Here is an 18,878-nt window from a genome sequence, read left to right as displayed (position 1 = left end):
AGGAGAGAATAATGATCAAGCTCGGCATCGTAATGGACCCAATCTCGTCCATTAATATTAAGAAAGACTCCAGCTTCGCTATGCTGTTGGAAGCACAGCGCCGTGGTTGGGAACTGCATTATATGGAGATGGGGGACCTTTATCTGCGTGGTGGCGATGGTCGCGCCCGCACCCGCCTGCTGAGTGTGAAGCAAGACAAAGAGAGCTGGTTCAGTTTTGGTGCGGAGCAAGATCTGCCGCTGCATGACCTTGATGTCATTTTAATGCGCAAAGATCCTCCATTTGATACTGAATTCATCTACGCCACCTATATTCTGGAACGCGCGGAAGATAAAGGTACGCTGGTGGTAAATAAGCCACAGAGTCTGCGCGACTGTAACGAGAAGCTGTTTACCGCGTGGTTCTCAGAGCTGACCCCAGATACGCTGGTGAGTCGCAGTAAAGAGCACATCCGCAAATTCCATCAGGAACATGGCGACATTATCCTTAAACCTTTGGATGGTATGGGCGGTACGTCGATATTCCGCGTGAAGCAGGATGACCCTAATCTATCCGTTATTATTGAGACCCTGACCGAACTGGGTAGCCGCTTCTGTATGGCACAAAACTTCCTGCCCGCCATTAAAGAGGGTGATAAACGGGTGTTGGTAGTAGATGGCGAACCGGTGCCTTACTGCCTGGCGCGTATCCCGGCTCAGGGTGAAACTCGCGGTAATCTGGCCGCTGGTGGTCGTGGTGAAGCTCGTCCACTCAGTGAAAGTGACTGGAAAATTGCCCGTGCGGTGGCTCCGGTGCTGAAGCAAAAAGGCCTGATTTTTGTCGGATTGGATATTATCGGTGATCGTCTAACTGAAATTAACGTTACCAGCCCAACCTGTATACGCGAGATTGAAGCCGCCTTCCCGGATGTTTCTATTACCGGCATGCTGATGGATGCCATTGAAGTTCGTTTGGCTAATAAAAAAGCGTAATTCGCCTCTCCAAAGAAATTGAAGTTGCAGTCAATCCCGATGAGCTTACTCCGGTAAGTGATTCGGGTTCTTCCCCAAGCCCCCTGTAATTTGCAGCATCATAAGCATCTAAATATAAAAACAGAGTTAAAATTTCTTTCTAGGAAATATTCTATATTTAATTAAGAAAAAATAGCCTACTAATACCCCCATCGTAATTTTTAATAAATAAAAAGACTGATTCAGCATGATTACTTTCTAGGAAATATTCTCGGTTTTATTGAGAATAATGTCTGAATCAACAACAGCACTTCAATAATTTTATTTTAAAGCTCACTTTTAATGTTCTTTTAATTCCATATAGACACAGAACTTAAATGAAAGAACACTTTTCATCTCTGATATAGCAACCACCTGCACAAAATGAAAAATAAACAAACAAAATCAATATTTTAATCAACATTAAAACTAACAACCATGATGTCACAATCGAGAATTAATCCTGAAAAAAAATATTAAAAAAATATTAAATACAAAAAACAAACTCTGTAGCACACGAGTAACGTGTTGAGTGGGTTATTTTTAACCTATATCTTTGCCGCATCGATTGTTAAGCAATCCTCCCTATTATATTTAATATCTTTAAATCAGGATTAAACGAAACCATGAAAAAGCAAACTGTATTGCATACTCGCGTATTGCCATTATCACTTATTGTCTCTTATTTAGTTTCCGGTAATGCTTTCGCTAATACTGGTATCCCTATTGCGAATAACAGTAACGTTAATATCGTGGCTACAGTAGAAAAAGACCTTACTAATGCAATAGATAATGCCACCGAAGAAATGGAGAAAGCGAAGAAACAAGCACAATCAGCCATCAAAAAATTTGCCGGTATAAAGGCCAAGGCTGATGTCTTGGATGTGAAAATAAAAGAGAAACAACAACAACTGGACAATGCCACTCAGTTAGAAAATGAGGTCAAAGCCCAGTTAGCTAATCACTTGGCGTCATCAAAAGAGATCAAAAGCAGTATCGCCGCCCTGGACGAAAAAAAAGCAATCACAGAACAGGCGATAGCTTCAGCTCAACAGGTTAAAGACAACGCGGATAACCAACTCTATAACACAAGTATGCCTTTGGATTTGAACACTAAGGCGAAAGCAGCAGCAGAAAACAAATTACAACAAGCTGAAGAGACCCTAAATACAAAAACTACCGAGATGGCACAATTACAGTCAACTCTACAGCAAGCTAAAAGTGATAGTCAGCAGGCAGAGATAGCTAGAGCTGACTATCTGGAAAAATTCAGAGCCACCACTGATAGTGCTGAAAAGAAATCGTATGAAGGTCTGTTTAAAGCTGAAGCCGACAAGTTAAGCAACGCACAAACAACCATTAGAACGACAAACTGGCAGATGGAGAACACACAAGAAGAGATTGATGCAGCCATTGCAGATAAAACGTTACATAGCAATGCAATCATCAAGCACAATTCAACCATTGAACAAGCCCAGAAAGAGATCGTATTAGCGAAGCAGGCACAAAAAGAAGCCCAAGCATTGCTAGAAGAGTCAAGCAAACAACTCGCCACACTTGAAGAAGAAAAAAACTCTAAATTGCAGCAAAAAAATGCTATCGATGCCGACTATAAAGTCGCAACTGACAAAGTGGGCGATACCGTTTTTGCACGCAGCAACGCGGAAAATGCATTTAAAACAGCAGAAAACGAAAAGAATAACTATGCACAAACACTCGCTGATGCTCAAACTGCAAGAAATGCCGCATTAAAAGTGCAACGCGACCTTGAGAAAGCAAAAGGCAGCATGGTTGCTACAGAGCAAGATGAAATCGATTTATCCGCCGCGAAAAACGAGGCTTTAACAGTAGCGAAAGATGCCAGCACACTGGATGCCAAAATTAACGGTGGCACTCAAAAGGTGCTAGCCGGTGGCGTAGCCAAAGGCAGTGTTATCACTGACGACGGCAAAGTAGATCTGGGAACTGATTCTCTGGCGGAAAATACCGTCGTTGAAAACGGCACCCTAACCAATGACTCGGGCACTGATATCGGCACTGTCGTCTTAGTTGACGGCAAATATATTCTGACCGGCAGCGCCGTCTCTGAAAATGCCGTGATTTATGGTGACGAAGCCACCTTGTATAGTGGTGATTACACTGTCGATCCCAACTCACTGAATCCAGGGGTGCTGATCTCTGACCAGACCCAGACCAAAGGCATGACGATTAACACCCGTGCCATGGCGATGCTGAACAGTAAAGACGCTAACATGGCCAACACTCAGGTGTCCGGCATGTTGTACAACGAAGCCGGTACTGACACCGGGACAAACATCCTTGCGGGCGGTGTACTTATCGTCAACGGCACTGATGCCCTTTCCGTTAATGCCAATATTGCTCAGGGTGGCGAGGCAGTAGTGGTTAATGGCGGTACGGCCAGCAATATGGTTAGCGCCGGTAAAATCATTGCGGCTGATGGCGGTATCATTAACTCATTAACTATGCACGGCGGCTCCTTTGATTTAGTGAATGGCGCTCAGGCCCGTGACGTAAAAACAACCCGTGGTATGGTGAAAGCTTTCGGCTCATTAAATGGCGCTGAACTGCATGAATCCGCACTGAATATCGCTAACAGCGCGATGGTATCGGGTGTACTGAAGGCGGATAAAAGCAGCATTATCAATATTGCTGCTGGCGCTAACACCGCTAATACCGACCTGACTCTGGCTGGGCAGATGACATTTTTTGCCGCCGAGCCAGAAGAAGCCACAGGTTTGCGCACTAAGCGCAGTATCGCCCGTGCCGCTGCTGCACCGCAAAGCCCGCACCACAGTTTTAAGTCAGTGGTGCTGAATGGCGGGACTGTCGATTTAACTCAGGTAGCCAGCAATACCCAACTGAAAATGGGCACCCTGAGCGGCAAAGGCCACTTTAAGCTGAACACTCTGAGCAATGCCACCGGCGCACCTATTCAGGTAATCGGTAAAGCTGACGGCAGCTTTGATATTGAAATTCAGGACAGTGGTGCCACGCCAACCAACCTGAATGTTATCCAGACCGGCAACGGCAGTAATGCCAGCTTTAAGCTCAACCGCAAAACCAGCCAGGGTAACTACCAATACGACCTGATAGATAATGGTAACGGCACCTTCCGGTTAGTGGCCGATACTCACAAACTGACGGCCAGCACTGCCGGTATTTTGGCAGTGGCGAACACCAGCCCGGTCATTTTTAATGCCGAACTGAGTTCCGTGAATAACCGTCTGGACCGGCTGGCGACCTTCTCTCATGAAGATGGCATCTGGCTGACTTACCTGAACAACAGTTTTAAGGTTAATGGTACCGCGACCAACTTTAATCAAACCTTAAACGGCGTAACACTGGGCGCAGATAAAACCGCCGAGATGGATAACGGCAGCATGACACTGGGTGGCTTTTTTAGTCACAGCAATTCATCAATTAAAACGGATTATCAAAGCTCTGGCAAAGTGGATAGCTATGCACTGGGGGCTTATGCCCTGTATCAGCACCGCAGCGGTTACTTTGTTAACGGCGTGCTGAAAGGCAACCAATTTAGCCAGGATGTTAATGTAGAGATGCGTGGTGCAGACACTGCAAAAGGCAATGCCAGATTTACGGGCTTGGGTCTGGCCATTAAAGCCGGTAAAAACATCGAGCACGGCGCATTAACCGTGACACCTTATGCAGGTATCAGCGGCTTCAATGGCTTTGACAGTGACTATCAGTTATCCAACGGCATGAAGGCGCAGAGCAAAGGTAACCGCTCAGTTATCGGCACTGTTGGCGTGAATACCGGTTACCAAATTAACCTGAAAAATGGTGTCGCTATCAAGCCTTACACCACGTTATCAGTGGATCAGGAATTTGCGAAAGGTAACAAGATGGTGATTAACAATGAACAATTTAGTAATGATCTGTCTGGCACCCGCGCCAATGTAGGGCTGGGGATGAATGCTCAGTTGAGCAAGAATATTTCAGTGACTTCTGAAGTGAAATTCGCCAAGGGCAAGAATATCTCATCCCCAGTCACGGCAAATGTCGGTATCAGCTACAGCTTCTAATCTTACCCAGCAATAAAAGTGGGGGTGGCGTTTCTCTGAGCGCTCCCCCCGTGACTTTATCCTCATTTATCCGCATACTGGCATCAGTTCATCCATTAACTCAGCGAATCCCCTATATAATATAATGAATTTACAGCATCATTTTCTTATAGCTATGCCTTCACTGCAGGACCCTCAATTTATGCGCTCGGTTATCTATATCTGTGAGCATAACGAAGAGGGTGCGATGGGTTTGGTGATTAACAAACCTATGGACCAGTTCACCGTAGAGACGGTGCTGAAAAAGCTGAAAATCACCCCATCGCCACGAGATCCGGCAATTCGACTGGATAAACCGGTATTGGCGGGTGGCCCACTGGCAGAAGATCGCGGGTTTATCCTGCACTCGCCACGGGAAGGTTTCGGCTCCAGTATCCCTATCTCATCAGATACCATGATAACCACCTCCAAAGATGTGTTGGAGACGTTAGGAACACCGGAACAGCCTAAAAATCTGCTGGTAGCACTAGGTTATGCGGGCTGGCAGCAGGGGCAATTAGAACAGGAATTGCTGGACAACGCCTGGTTGACCATTGAAGCAGATACCCAAATTCTGTTTCACACCCCTATTGCTGAACGTTGGCAAGCCGCAGCCAATAAATTGGGTATAAATATCTTTAACATTGCTCCGCAAGCAGGACACGCCTGATGGCTAATCGCACGATTGTTGCCTTTGATTTTGGGACTAAAAGTATCGGTGTGGCCATCGGTCAGGAAGTCACTGGCACCGCCAGAGCACTGACATCATTTAAAGCTCAAGATGGCACTCCGGACTGGCAAAAAGTCGAAAAACTGCTGAAAGAGTGGCAACCAGATTTAGTCGTTGTCGGGCTGCCATTGAATATGGATGGCACCGAGCAGCCACTAACGGCGCGCGCACGTCGATTTGCTAACCGTCTGCATGGCCGATTTGGTGTACAGATAGCCTTACAGGATGAACGTCTTAGCACTGTTGAAGCACGCGCTAATTTGTTTGATAGCGGGGGCTATCGTGCTCTGGATAAAGGCAGTGTCGACGCGGCTTCCGCAGTCATCATTCTGGAAAGTTGGTTTGATGAACAAGCCGGCTGAATAGGTTCATTTGATATTATCACCGGCTATTTTCCACTTTCCATTTCTGCGGCCTAAACCGACAATCCCTGCATAACATGGCACCCAAGCCCGTGGAATTGTATACTGCCTTTATATCTTTCGTACTTGAAGCTGCGGGGTTGTTAGTTTCCTGCATTTACCTGAATAAGCTCATCAGGATTCGTTTGTTTGCCGCCTACCCGCAACACCAAGTTCTGTAGGTAAATGCCAATCAGCGGCTCAAAATATTGCACACCCCACGTGGGTGTTTTTTACATTTATTGAGGTTTTCTCATGACAAAAGTAACTGTTGCTGCGACTCAAATGGCCTGTTCCTGGGATCTGCCTAAGAACATTGAAAATGCCGAGAAACTGGTACGTCAGGCACATGCCAAAGGCGCACAGATAATCTTGATTCAGGAGCTGTTTGCCGCACCTTATTTCTGTATTGATCAAAGCCCGGAACATTATGCACTGGCCCAAGAGCTGGATAATAGCCCGTTGATCCAACACTTTGCCAAGCTGGCAGCAGAGCTGGAAGTGGTACTGCCACTGAGTTTCTTTGAGAAAGCCAACAATGCTTATTATAACTCACTGGTCGTGATTGATGCTGATGGCACCGTTATGGATGTCTACCGTAAAACTCACATTCCTAATGGCCCAGCTTATCAAGAAAAACAATTCTTTATCCCCGGCGATACCGGTTTTAAAGTTTGGCAAACCCGCTACGCTAAAGTGGGCGTGGGCATCTGTTGGGATCAATGGTTCCCAGAAACAGCTCGCAGCCTGGCTCTGCTGGGTGCGGAGGTTATCTTCTACCCAACAGCGATTGGTTCTGAGCCTGCCTATCCTGAAATCGACAGCCAACCGCACTGGACTCGCGTTCAGCAAGGTCATGCTGCGGCAAATCTGGTGCCCGTGATTGCCTCTAACCGCATTGGTACCGAGAAGAGCAAATTTATCGATGGTCTGGAAATGACCTTCTATGGCTCTTCGTTTATTGCTGACCAAACCGGTGCTCTGTTGGCTCAGGCCAACAAAACTGACGAAGCTGTTTTGGTGCACGAATTTGATTTGCAGGAAATTGCCGCCCAGCGCGCGTCATGGGGCTTATTCCGCGATCGCCGCCCAGAAATGTACCAAGCATTAGCCACTTCTGACGGCAAGACCCGGAGATAATTTATGTCGGTACAAGACAAGGTTTTACAAGGTTCACCGGCACTGTCTGGTACCCCACAGCAGGACGGCTTCTATATGCCTGCCGAATGGGCTAAACAAGATGCCGTCTGGATGCTGTGGCCATATCGTCAGGATAACTGGCGCGGCAAAGGCATTCCTGCGCAGCAGACGTTTGCTAAAGTTGCAGAAGCCATCAGCCGCACTACGCCGGTGTTTATGGGCGTGCCAGCCGAATTTATGGCACAGGCAAAAACCACGCTGCCGGCCAGTGTCACATTGGTAGAAATGGCCAGTGATGATGCCTGGATGCGCGATACTGGCCCAACCATGGTCATCAACGGGGCTGGCGAGCGCCGTGCTGTTGACTGGCAATTTAATGCCTGGGGCGGCCTTAATGGCGGTTTATACAGTGACTGGCAGCAAGATGAGAAAGTTGCCGTTCAAGTCAGTGACTTCCTGAATAATGCCCATTACCGCGCGCCACTGATACTAGAGGGCGGCTCTATTCATACCGATGGTGAAGGCACATTGCTCACCACGGCTGAATGTTTGCTCAATCCCAACCGTAATCCGCACTTGAATCAAGCGCAGATTGAGCAGTTACTGCGTGAATATCTTGGCGTCACACATTTCATCTGGCTACAGGATGGCGTTTATAACGATGAGACCGATGGTCATATCGATAATATGTGCTGCTTTGTGCGCCCGGGTGAAGTGGCTTTGCATTGGACTGACGATCAGCAAGATCCACAATACGCACGTTCTGTAGCGGCTTTTGAAGTGCTGTCCAATGCCGTCGATGCCAAAGGCCGCAAGCTGAAAATCTGGAAGCTACCCGCACCAGGCCCGCTGTATAACACCGAAGCAGAGACCTTCGATGTGCTGTCCAGTGATGCAGTACCCCGTACCGCCGGTGAGCGGTTGGCCGGATCTTATGTCAATTTCCTGATCAGCAATCAGCAGATTATTTACCCGTTGCTCGATAGCCGTACTGATGGGTTGGCACAAGACCTGTTACAGCAAATGTTCCCTGACTATGCGATTGTCGGAGTTCCTGCTCGTGAGATCCTGTTGGGGGGCGGTAATATTCACTGCATTACTCAGCAGATCCCCGCCGCATAATGACTCTTTGAACTTAAAGCCGCTACCCCGTTAGCGGCTTTTAATCACGCCCCACTTCCCTGCACCTAACAGCCCGAAGCCACCCTAAACAAAATTTACATCTGCTGCCTGCAAGATTGTCGCCCTAATGACAATTATCACTGCTGGCAAATACTCCCTGCTGTTGCCGCTGCGCCATGCCCTGCTCAAAGCTTTGCATCCCCCATTGCCCACCAGCTTGTATCACGGTAGGTAATTGATAAGTTTTACCTTCACGAATCAAGTGACTGGCTGCAGTGGTTTGCGTCAGGATTTCAAATACTGCAATACGCCCGCCACCTGCTTTTGCACACAGTTTTTGCGCAATCACCCCACGTAAGCTGGCGGCTAATTGCGCCTGAATAACCACTTTCTCTGCTGCGGGAAAAACATCAACCAGCCGATCTACAGCCTGAGTTGCGGTGCGAGTATGTAACGTCGCTAACACCAAATGCCCTGTTTCAGCCGCAGTCAGGGCCAGTCTAATAGATTCTTGATCCCTTAGCTCCCCCAGCAAAATGATATCTGGATCTTGTCGCAGTGCCCCGCTTAAGGCACTGCTAAAAGAGTCGGTATGGCGACCAAGCTCGCGCTGTTGGATCAAACAAGATCTGCTGCTATGAATAAACTCGATCGGATCTTCTAACGTGATGATATGGCGTGCTTGTTTCTGATTGATAGCATTGACCATCGCACTCAAGGTGGTGGATTTACCACTGCCCGTCGCGCCCGTGACCAAAATCAGCCCATTCTCTTGCTCAATAAGCTGATAAATAATGGGAGGAACATCCAATTCCTCCAGCAATGGGCAACAGGCTGAAATAATACGAAAAGCTATCGACAACCCTTGCTGTTGCTGAAAAATATTGGCCCGCAGCCGCTGCCCCGCAACAGTGGTACAGGCACAATCAACCTGCCCCAGATGTCGTAATCGATTTTGTTGCGCCTCACTCAGCAAATGCCGACTTAGCCCATTGAGCCAACCCTCGCTGATTCGAGGCCAATGGCTGAAGGTTTTCAATTCCCCCTCAATGCGTAATACCGGGTGATAACCGGTACAAAGATGCAGATCCGATGCATTATGATTTACACTACTCGCCACCTTATTTTCGAAATCCTGTTCAGTGAAGTTATCGTCGAGATGTTCAGGGTTTTCTAAATCAATGCTTTTGGCGGGAATACCGCTAAATACAGGGTCAGCCGAGTCGGTGTTTTTATCATCCAGACAGGTGAAATCCATATCAAACTCCTGGGTCCATATGAGCACAATTGAGCAAAATCTACAGGATGTCAGAACGCGAATCGCAGCCGCTGCACGCAATTGCGCGCGCTCTCCAGAAGAAGTGACATTGCTTGCAGTCAGTAAAACCAAACCTGTGACAGCTATCGAAGAAGCCATCGCCGCCGGGCAATACGCTTTTGGGGAAAATTATGTGCAGGAAGGGGTGGATAAAATCCACTATTTCGCTGATAGCCCCCATGCAAACAATCTTGAATGGCACTTTATCGGCCCGTTGCAATCCAATAAAAGCAGATTAGTGGCAGAAAATTTTGCCTGGTGTCATACCGTCGACAGGCTCAAAATTGCCCAACGCCTAAGTGCACAACGTCCAAGCGAGATGCCCGCGCTGAACGTACTGATTCAAGTCAATATCAGTGATGAGCAAAGTAAATCGGGCATTGCCTTGGCAGAACTGCCCGCACTCGCAGCCAGTATTAGTGAATTACCTCAGCTGCATTTACGCGGGCTAATGGCTATTCCTGCACCAGAAACAGATTATCAGCGACAACTGGCAGTATTTGAGCAAATGAATCAGGCTTTCTTGACTTTAAAAGCCAGCTACCCTCAGATGGATACGCTTTCCATGGGTATGACGGATGATATGGCAGCAGCCATTGCTGCTGGCAGTACGTTAGTGCGTATTGGCACCGCCATTTTCGGCTCCCGCGCGTAAACATCCAATGTAATTTGAGCCGTTTTTGAGCCGCTAACGCCACTGAGGCTTCAAGTACGAAGGGTAAAGGAGAAATTATTCAATGCAGCATCGCTACATAACATTCATTGGCGCGGGCAATATGGCGCGCGCGATTATCGCAGGTTTGGTTGCCGGTGGTTATCCGGCAGCAATGATTAGCGTTTGTGCACCTTCAGCTAAAAACCGTGATGCGCTGGCTGCTGAATTTGGTGTCATCAGCAGTGATGATAATATTGCTCAGGCACAAAAGGCTGAAGTGGTGGTTTTGGCGGTTAAACCTCAATTAATGGCTGCGGTATGCCAGCCTTTGCAGGAGAGTGTCGATTTCAGCGGTAAACTGGTACTGTCCATTGCAGCTGGGGTACAAGTTGAACGTTTCTATGCATTATTGGGGAGTAATACCCTCAATCTGGTGCGCATAATGCCCAATACTCCATCGCTGGTGGGGAAAGGCATGAGTGGCCTTTATGCTCCAGAACAGGTTGCGCCGGTAGATCGTGATTTCACGGCTTCGCTAATGAGTTCAGTTGGTAAAGTTTGTTGGGTGAATGACGAAAACAGCATTAATAGTGTAATTGCCGCCGCAGGCAGTGCACCGGCTTATTTCTTCCTGTTTATGGAAGCAATGCAGCGAGAGGCTGAGCGACTAGGTTTTGACAGTGAAACCGCCCGCTTGCTGGTGCAACAAGCCGCCTCCGGAGCCACAGCATTGGTGGAGGCCAACCCGCAATTGCCTCTGTCGACCTTGCGCGAGCAGGTCACCTCTAAAGGAGGAACCACAGCGGAGGCAATAAGGGTGTTTAATGAGCAGCATTTGTCAGAAACCGTTGCCAGCGCCATGCAAGCTGCTATCGTGCGAGCAAAAGAGATGGAAAAGCTGTTCTAGCGGCAGCAAAAATTTACAAAATCCGACACTACCCCTGTCACTTTCTCGTTAAGATAGGGGTCTATAAGTATGCGAATACATTTTCATTTATACGTATACCCAAAAAATATTAAGGATAAGGACGAAAGCAACTCATGCTAACGCTGACTTTTTTGGCCAAAACGGTCATTGACCTGTATGTGATGGTACTGCTGTTGCGCATCTGGATGCAGTGGGTTCACAGCGATTTCTACAATCCATTCTCACAATTTGTGGTGAAGATTACACAGCCGATTGTTGGCCCATTACGCCGGATTATCCCCTCACTGGGGCCGATTGACAGCGCATCCTTGCTGCTGGCATTCCTGTTGATGACCATTAAATATCCGCTGCTCGTATTGATTCAGAGCGGCTCAATGTCAGTCAGCCTGTACAATTTACTGTTCGGGGTGATTTCATTGGTGAAGGCTGCCGGTTACCTGATTTTCTGGGTAATGATTATTCGTGCATTAATGAGTTGGGTCAGCCAAGGTCGCAGCCCGATGGACTACCTGCTGCATCAGTTAACTGAACCTTTAATGGCACCCATTCGTCGTATTTTGCCAGCCATGGGCGGCATCGATTTCTCGGCAATGGTGGTTATTCTAATCCTGTATCTGATCAATTATTTAGGTATGGATTTGCTGGGCGAGCTCTGGTTCGTTCTGTGAGTGCAGTGACAACCTTGCTGGACGGGCTGGCGCTCAGGCTTTATATTCAGCCGAAAGCCAGCCGTGATCAGATAGTCGGTTTGCATGGCGATGAACTCAAAGTCGCCATCACCGCCCCACCCGTTGATGGTCAGGCTAATGCCCATTTGGTCAAATTTATCGCTAAACAGTTTAAAGTAGCGAAAAGCCAAGTCATTATTGAAAAGGGCGAGTTGGGGCGGCATAAACAGATCAAAATCGTTAACCCGCAACAGATCCCACCAGAAGTTGCGGCGCTGCTCGAATAACAGAAACTTCCCGCTAGCATTGGGTGACTGATTGTCAGCCCAAATGAAATTCAGGACCCTTCGATGCAAAAAGTAGTATTAGCCACCGGTAACCCCGGCAAAGTGCGTGAGCTGGCAAACTTGCTGGCCGATTTTGGTTTGGATGTTGTCGCGCAAACCGAACTGGCCGTTGAGTCTGCCGAAGAGACCGGCTTAACTTTTATCGAGAACGCCATATTAAAAGCGCGCCATGCGGCACAAACTACCGGTTTACCCGCTATCGCCGATGACTCAGGTTTGGCCGTCGATGCATTAGGCGGCGCACCGGGGATCTATTCTGCCCGCTATGCTGGCATTGATGCCACTGACCAAGAGAATCTTGAGAAGTTACTCGTCGCCTTGAAAGATATTCCAGATGAGCAACGTGGTGCGCAATTCCACTGTGTGCTGGTCTACATGCGCCATGCCGCGGACCCAACCCCACTGGTGTTCCATGGCCAATGGCCGGGTGTGATTGCTCACCAACCTGCTGGTGCAGCTGGATTTGGTTATGACCCTATTTTCTATGTCCCTGAATTGGGTAAAACTGCCGCAGAATTGACTCGCGAGGAGAAACACGCCGTTTCCCATCGTGGTCAAGCGCTAAAACTGATGTTGGATGCGCTACGCAATGCTTAAATTACCGCCGCTCAGTCTCTACATTCACATTCCCTGGTGTGTGCAAAAATGTCCTTACTGTGATTTTAACTCTCATGCCCTGAAAGGTGATGTCCCCCATCAGGAGTATGTAGAGCACTTGCTAGCGGATTTGGATGCCGATGTTCCTCTGGTCGATGGCCGAGAAATCAGCACCATTTTTATTGGCGGCGGCACCCCCAGTTTGCTCAGTGCCGAAGCCATGCAGCAATTGCTTGATGGTGTTCGTGCCCGGTTGCCGGTAGCTTTTGATGCTGAAATTACCATGGAAGCCAACCCCGGCGCGGTTGAAGCGGATCGCTTTAGCGGCTATCAACGTGCCGGTATCAATCGTATTTCTATTGGTGTGCAAAGCTTTAGCGCCCAGAAGTTAACGCGCTTGGGGCGGATACACGGGCCTGAAGAAGCAAAACGGGCCGCGGAACTGGCAACCTCACTCAACCTGCGCAGTTTCAATTTGGATTTGATGCACGGTTTGCCGGATCAATCGTTGGAGGAAGCACTGGACGATTTGCGTCAGGCTATTGCATTGAATCCTCCTCATCTGTCTTGGTATCAACTGACTATTGAACCTAATACCGGTTTCAGTTCACGCCCACCGACACTGCCGGATGACGATGCACTGTGGGATATTTTCCAGCAAGGCCATCAGTTACTGAGTGCCGCTGGATATCAACAATATGAAACCTCGGCCTATGCCAAACCGGGCTATCAATGTCAGCACAATCTTAACTACTGGCGCTTTGGTGATTATCTGGGAATTGGTTGCGGTGCTCACGGTAAAATCACCTTTAGTGATGGGCGGATTTTGCGCACCATAAAGACTAAGCACCCCCGTGGCTTTATGCAGGGTAAATATCTGGATAAACAATACGAAGTGGAAGCCGCTGATCGGCCTTTCGAGTTCTTTATGAACCGTTTTCGTTTGCTGGAAGCTGCGCCGCGTGCAGATTTCACCCATTTTACCGGGTTAGCTGAAAGCACCATTCGCCCGCAGTTGGACGAAGCATTAGCGAAAGAATATTTAATCGAAACAGAGGAATACTGGCAGATTACCGAGAAAGGAAAGTTATTCCTTAACTCACTGTTAGAACTGTTTTTATAACTCTGATTTTATAACTCTGAGAAGTAAAATAACAGGTTCAGACACTCTTTAAGTCTGAACCTGTTTTTACCGCAGCATGAGACTAATTTAATGCTTTAAGTAAATCTTTGCGCTGCTGTTCCAACGCCGTCACACGTCCACAGACCTCGTGCCCAAACTGCTGGAAATCCTGTTCCTGATTATTCCATTCATTTTGGATAGCTTGCTGTAACCCACCCAAATTACCCATAATCGCCTGTAATGGATTATTCCCACCACTGCCACTGGTTGCTTGCTTTACACCCATCTCATTCAGGCTGTCTTGCAGTACACCGCCCATGCTTTGCTGAACCAATTGACGGCCATCTTTTTCCACTTGATCAATGGCCTGATGATGGAACGTTAAGCCATCACTGCGTTTCTCAATAATGCGGCTCATTTGCTGCTTAAGCTGGTCATTCAGGGTTGTCAGTCGGTTACGCACATTACTGCTGCTTCCCAGTTGCTGAACAATGACTTTATCGAGCGACACTCGCGCTTTTTCAAGGCGCTGCTGTGCGCCCTGATCTATCCAAGGCAGGTCTTTACGCAACGCGGTCTGGTAGCGGAAAGCCTGCTGGCGCTGCGCGTCAGTCAGCGTCAATGTCTTACCGTTGCGGGTAACATCACCGTCTGGCGAAATCTGCAAATTGCCACTGGCTCCGACAACTTGCACCGATTGCGGGCTGATAATCACATCATCCTGCGGCTTTACACTGCACTGATAGTCAGCTTGGGCCTGCCAAGCAGTCAGCATCAATACCGCCAAACCCACCGTTCGTAATGCTTTTATTTTAGCTAACATAAAACTCCTAAGAAGCTGCGCCATTTAATATTTCTATGGCTCTATCGCTATTTATAACGTGCTAACCCCCACCCTGCCAGAATTTACCTCAGACATGAAGGGAAGCTGTCCTAAAAAATGGAGCGGCCAATCCGCTGTGCCAGTAGCTCTAAGGCAGCGGTTCCGGCAAGAGAGTTCCCTGCGCGGTCTAATTCCGGTGACCAAACCGCAATACAGAGCTCATCGGGCACAATAGCAATAATCCCACCACCGACCCCCGATTTACCCGGCATACCCACGCGGAAGGCAAATTCACCCGCGCCATCGTACATGCCGCTGGTAATCATTAGCGCATTGATTTGCCGTGCTTGCATCGGCGTAATCAGCGGTTCATGACCACCAATACTGCGCCCCTGATTTGCCAGATAGACAAAACAGCGGGCCAGTTCGACGCAGCTCATGCGCATAGCGCAATAATGGAAATAGGTCTGTAGTACCGTCAACACATCGTTGTTGAAGTTACCAAAAGACTTCATCAGATAAGCAATAGCGGCGTTACGGTCTGAATGTTCGAATTCTGAACGAGCCACGCGAGGATCGTAGCTAATGCTATCGTCGTTCACCAGCTGGCGCACCACTTCCAGCATCCGCTGTTTTGGGGCACTCAAGCGGCTTTGCAACATATCACACACCACCAGCGCCCCGGGGTTAATAAAGGGATTGCGGGGTTTACCCTTTTCTAATTCTAACTGAACCAATGAGTTAAAAGGCTGGCCGGAGGGCTCTTTACCTACCCGCTGCCACACATCCTGCTCAGCATAACGAGATAAAGCCAAAGTCAGACTTAATACTTTCGAAATTGATTGGATAGAGAAACGCTCTTCGGCATCTCCAGCCTGAAATATCGTGCCATCCAAGGTACAAACCGCAATACCCAGCTTATCCGCCGAGATCTCGGCCAAGGCCGGAATATAATCAGCCACTTTTCCCTGACCAACCAGCGGACGCACCTGCTGCAAAATATCTGCCAGCAAAGCATTATCTAAACCCGTTGCCACACCTAAGCCTGTTGTCACAACGATACTCTCCCAAAATCGCCAGTAACTGCTATCGCTAACTGCGCCCAATAAAAACAAAGGCGCCTGCTTAGGCGCCCTTATTGATTATCTGCCGTTAAAACGGAAGATCAATCCCACCAGATATCAAACAGCTCAGTGGTTTCTACATTTTTCAATTTACGAGCTTCCAGCCATTTAGTCACCAACGCGCGGTGCTCATCGGTGCAATGACCGATCTCTTGCAGGCAAATCAAACCTTCCCACTGCATATAGCCACTGCCATCAAATGCCAGACCGTTAGCTTCAATGACTTCATCGATAAAATCATCGACAGTCTTATCAATCACTTCAACACTGGTCCCTTCAGGGAAGGTCCACTGCACAGAAAAACCTAACTCCTGAAACTCATCGATATGCATTTTTTTGCGTAAACGACGACTACGATTCTTAGCCATTATTCTTTCCTCTCAAACATCAGATCCCAAACGCCATGTCCCAGACGCTGGCCACGTAATTCAAATTTTGTCAGCGGACGTGAGTCCGGACGAGGAACATAATCATTCTGTTCTGAAAGATTGCGGTATCCATTCGCACCGGACATCACTTCCAACATATGTTCCGCATAATGCTGCCAGTCGGTCGCCATATGGAACACGCCACCCACTTTTAGTTTACTTTTTACTAATTCGACAAAAGGTGCCTGAACGATACGACGTTTATTATGGCGTGCTTTGTGCCAAGGGTCAGGGAAAAACAGCTGAACCATATCCAGCGAAGCATCCGGGATCATATTTTCCAGAACTTCAACCGCATCGTGGCACATAACCCGCAAATTACTTAGGCCCGCTTCGTGAGCCGATGCCAGACAAGCGCCCACCCCAGGAGAGTGAACTTCTATACCGAGAAAATTCTGCTGGGGATTACTGGCCGCCATAGTGACTAGCGAGGTTCCCATACCAAAGCCGATTTCTAATACCACTGGGGCTTCACGGCCAAACAAGGCAGTTACATCAACAGGGGTTGCCTGATATTCTACGCCCATCACCGGCCAGTAGTTATCGAGCGCCAGTTGTTGGCCCTTGGTCAGGCGCCCCTGACGGCGGACAAAACTACGAATACGGCGCATGGCACGGCCGTTTTCATCAAATTCCGGAGATATGACGTCATTTATCATGGTGCTTTCTGTCTGTTGGTTGCGTGTATGAACGCGCATTATGCAAAGATACGCCAGTTTATCAACTATGGACGTCAGAAGTACAAAATTAAGCTGTAAATAATGGATATATCCCCATAAACCACCATTCAGGTGCCAGTGCCGCTAACACCACGGTGGTTCCAAGTACAAAGGGGAAAGGCGGAAAGTTCCGGTTTACAGCCACTAAACTCTATGCTGCAATCCAGCCCTAATTTATTTATCTGCCGGATATCGATACCTGCTTATGATGCAAGCGCAACAATTCGCGCACGTGGTGCTGGAGTGGTACCAACGCTTTGGTCGCAAAACACTGCCATGGCAGTTGGATAAAACACCTTATCAAGTCTGGCTGTCAGAAGTGATGTTGCAACAAACACAGGTTGCGACTGTCATCCCCTATTTCCAACGTTTTATGCAGCATTTTCCTGATATTCGGGCGTTGGCAGCAGCACCGCTGGATGAAGTTTTACATTTATGGACCGGGCTGGGTTATTACGCCCGCGCCAGAAATCTGCATAAAGCAGCTCAGACCGTGGTTGAACGCCATCAGGGTGAGTTCCCTACAACGTTTGACGAAATACTCGCTCTGCCCGGAATTGGTCGCTCAACCGCAGGAGCAATTTTATCGCTCTCGTTGGGGCAACATTTCCCTATTTTAGACGGTAATGTTAAGCGAGTATTGGCTCGTTGCTATGCCGTTGAAGGATGGCCCGGTAAAAAAGATATCGAAGGCCGTTTATGGCAGATCAGTGAAGATGTCACTCCCGCCAAAGGTGTTGGCCAGTTTAATCAGGCAATGATGGATTTAGGCGCTATCGTCTGTACTCGCTCTAAACCCAAGTGCGAACTTTGCCCGCTGAACCTCGGTTGTCTTGCTTATGCCAACCATAGCTGGGCGCGCTATCCGGGTAAAAAACCCAAGCAGACCTTACCGGAGAAAACTGCCTATTTTCTATTGATGCAGCACGACGCGCGAGTGTGGCTCGAACAACGCCCACCGGTGGGGTTATGGGGCGGGTTATTCTGCTTCCCACAATTTGCAGAGCAAGAAGAACTGAATAATTGGTTACAGCAGCGGGGCCTTGCCCCAAGTGACTTGCAGCAGTTAACGGCTTTTCGCCATACCTTCAGTCACTTCCATTTGGATATTGTCCCGATGTGGCTAGATACTGCATCAAACCGTGGATGCATGGATGATGGCGCAGGTCTCTGGTATAACTTAGCACAGCCACCGTCGGTAGGCTTGGCTGCCCCAGTTGAACGCTTATTGCATCAGTTAGCAAAACAACCGCTAGCAAAGTAATCAGTGGGCACCCAACCATCTACCCAAACAGCTTTATTTGGAGAGGATTTAGCATGAGCAGAACAATTTTTTGCACGTTTTTAAAGAAGGATGCTGAAGGGCAAGATTTTCAGCTCTATCCAGGTGAAATCGGCAAACGTATCTATAACGAAATCTCAAAAGAAGCTTGGTCACAATGGATAACTAAACAGACCATGCTGATAAATGAGAAGAAGCTCAGCATGATGAATGTAGAAGACCGCAAATTGCTGGAACAGGAAATGGTTAATTTCTTGTTCGAGGGGCAAGATGTTCACATTGAAGGTTACACTCCGCCGAGTAAGTAACTACACGGGGCCCTCTTGGTCCCGCTGTTATCCCCTAACTGATTTAAATTGCAGGAAAGCGGCACCCACGCGAATCTTCAGGAGCTTATATCAA

19 protein-coding genes are annotated in these 18,878 nt (G+C 48.1%); 14 read left to right on the top strand and 5 right to left on the bottom strand.

The window, feature by feature from the left end:
- The first annotated feature begins 11 nt into the window (after positions 1-11).
- The 6 genes from gshB (at position 12) to aguA (ending at position 8,464) form a co-directional block, all read left to right on the top strand.
- Complete coding sequence (gshB, locus tag N0H69_RS07195) at positions 12-971, top strand: glutathione synthase (protein ID WP_050124055.1); 960 nt, start codon at positions 12-14, stop codon at positions 969-971.
- Positions 972-1,615: 644 nt separating this feature from the next.
- The gene (locus N0H69_RS07190; RefSeq protein ID WP_050152288.1) at positions 1,616-5,053 is read left to right on the top strand and encodes an autotransporter outer membrane beta-barrel domain-containing protein; all 3,438 of its coding nucleotides are present in this window, start codon (positions 1,616-1,618) and stop codon (positions 5,051-5,053) included.
- A gap of 124 nt (positions 5,054-5,177) precedes the next feature.
- Positions 5,178-5,741 carry a YqgE/AlgH family protein gene (locus tag N0H69_RS07185; RefSeq protein ID WP_050124053.1) on the top strand — a complete coding sequence of 188 codons (564 nt, stop codon included), beginning with the start codon at positions 5,178-5,180 and terminating at the stop codon, positions 5,739-5,741.
- Positions 5,741-6,163: a Holliday junction resolvase RuvX gene (gene ruvX / locus N0H69_RS07180; protein WP_005157116.1), complete on the top strand. Its 423-nt coding sequence runs from the start codon at positions 5,741-5,743 to the stop codon at positions 6,161-6,163. Before N0H69_RS07185 ends, ruvX begins: the two co-directional genes overlap by 1 nt.
- 294 nt (positions 6,164-6,457) lie before the next feature.
- Positions 6,458-7,342 carry an N-carbamoylputrescine amidase gene (gene aguB, locus N0H69_RS07175; RefSeq protein WP_050152290.1) on the top strand — a complete coding sequence of 295 codons (885 nt, stop codon included), beginning with the start codon at positions 6,458-6,460 and terminating at the stop codon, positions 7,340-7,342.
- A 3-nt stretch (positions 7,343-7,345) separates the two neighbouring features.
- Positions 7,346-8,464 carry an agmatine deiminase gene (gene aguA, locus N0H69_RS07170; RefSeq protein WP_050135825.1) on the top strand — a complete coding sequence of 373 codons (1,119 nt, stop codon included), beginning with the start codon at positions 7,346-7,348 and terminating at the stop codon, positions 8,462-8,464.
- A 124-nt stretch (positions 8,465-8,588) separates the two neighbouring features.
- Here the strand turns inward: aguA and N0H69_RS07165 are convergent, their stop codons facing one another.
- On the bottom strand, positions 8,589-9,722 hold the full coding sequence (locus N0H69_RS07165; RefSeq protein WP_050135823.1) for a type IV pilus twitching motility protein PilT: 1,134 nt from the start codon (positions 9,720-9,722) through the stop codon (positions 8,589-8,591).
- A gap of 19 nt (positions 9,723-9,741) precedes the next feature.
- Here N0H69_RS07165 and N0H69_RS07160 point away from each other — a divergent pair, with 19 nt between their 5' ends.
- From N0H69_RS07160 to hemW, 6 genes are all read left to right on the top strand, one after another.
- A complete protein-coding gene (locus N0H69_RS07160) occupies positions 9,742-10,437 on the top strand; it encodes a YggS family pyridoxal phosphate-dependent enzyme (RefSeq protein ID WP_050152292.1) in 696 nt (231 codons plus the stop codon).
- An 82-nt stretch (positions 10,438-10,519) separates the two neighbouring features.
- A complete protein-coding gene (gene proC, locus N0H69_RS07155) occupies positions 10,520-11,344 on the top strand; it encodes a pyrroline-5-carboxylate reductase (RefSeq protein ID WP_050152293.1) in 825 nt (274 codons plus the stop codon).
- Positions 11,345-11,478: 134 nt separating this feature from the next.
- Complete coding sequence (locus N0H69_RS07150; RefSeq protein ID WP_050111209.1) at positions 11,479-12,033, top strand: YggT family protein; 555 nt, start codon at positions 11,479-11,481, stop codon at positions 12,031-12,033.
- Positions 12,030-12,320: a DUF167 family protein YggU gene (yggU, locus tag N0H69_RS07145; RefSeq protein WP_050152294.1), complete on the top strand. Its 291-nt coding sequence runs from the start codon at positions 12,030-12,032 to the stop codon at positions 12,318-12,320. Before N0H69_RS07150 ends, yggU begins: the two co-directional genes overlap by 4 nt.
- Positions 12,321-12,383: 63 nt before the next feature.
- Positions 12,384-12,977, top strand: a complete 594-nt coding sequence (locus N0H69_RS07140; protein ID WP_050111211.1) for an XTP/dITP diphosphatase — start codon at positions 12,384-12,386, stop codon at positions 12,975-12,977.
- The gene (hemW, locus tag N0H69_RS07135; RefSeq protein WP_050124048.1) at positions 12,970-14,100 is read left to right on the top strand and encodes a radical SAM family heme chaperone HemW; all 1,131 of its coding nucleotides are present in this window, start codon (positions 12,970-12,972) and stop codon (positions 14,098-14,100) included. The genes N0H69_RS07140 and hemW overlap by 8 nt, the downstream gene beginning before the upstream one ends.
- 82 nt (positions 14,101-14,182) lie before the next feature.
- Here the strand turns inward: hemW and N0H69_RS07130 are convergent, their stop codons facing one another.
- The 4 genes from N0H69_RS07130 to trmB form a co-directional block, all read right to left on the bottom strand.
- Positions 14,183-14,923, bottom strand: a complete 741-nt coding sequence (locus tag N0H69_RS07130) for a YggN family protein (protein ID WP_050124047.1) — start codon at positions 14,921-14,923, stop codon at positions 14,183-14,185.
- Between the two features lie 110 nt (positions 14,924-15,033).
- A complete protein-coding gene (gene glsB, locus N0H69_RS07125) occupies positions 15,034-15,960 on the bottom strand; it encodes a glutaminase B (RefSeq protein WP_050111218.1) in 927 nt (308 codons plus the stop codon).
- Positions 15,961-16,088: 128 nt separating this feature from the next.
- The gene (locus N0H69_RS07120) at positions 16,089-16,415 is read right to left on the bottom strand and encodes a YggL family protein (RefSeq protein WP_050111214.1); all 327 of its coding nucleotides are present in this window, start codon (positions 16,413-16,415) and stop codon (positions 16,089-16,091) included.
- Entirely contained in the window at positions 16,415-17,134 is a 720-nt protein-coding gene (gene trmB, locus N0H69_RS07115) for a tRNA (guanosine(46)-N7)-methyltransferase TrmB (RefSeq protein WP_050135818.1), read from the bottom strand. The genes N0H69_RS07120 and trmB overlap by 1 nt, the downstream gene beginning before the upstream one ends.
- A 265-nt stretch (positions 17,135-17,399) precedes the next feature.
- On the opposite strand from trmB, the gene mutY reads away from it, so the two are divergent.
- Positions 17,400-18,458, top strand: coding sequence for an A/G-specific adenine glycosylase (gene mutY, locus N0H69_RS07110; RefSeq protein WP_050152295.1), 1,059 nt, complete (start codon positions 17,400-17,402; stop codon positions 18,456-18,458).
- A gap of 53 nt (positions 18,459-18,511) precedes the next feature.
- On the top strand, positions 18,512-18,784 hold the full coding sequence (locus N0H69_RS07105; RefSeq protein WP_004716003.1) for an oxidative damage protection protein: 273 nt from the start codon (positions 18,512-18,514) through the stop codon (positions 18,782-18,784).
- Positions 18,785-18,878 lie beyond the last annotated feature (94 nt).

The organism is Yersinia alsatica (assembly GCF_025133195.1).
Lineage (GTDB): Bacteria > Pseudomonadota > Gammaproteobacteria > Enterobacterales > Enterobacteriaceae > Yersinia > Yersinia alsatica.
The sequence above is the reverse complement of the archived record's forward strand: the minus strand, read 5'-3'. Positions and strand labels throughout refer to the sequence as shown.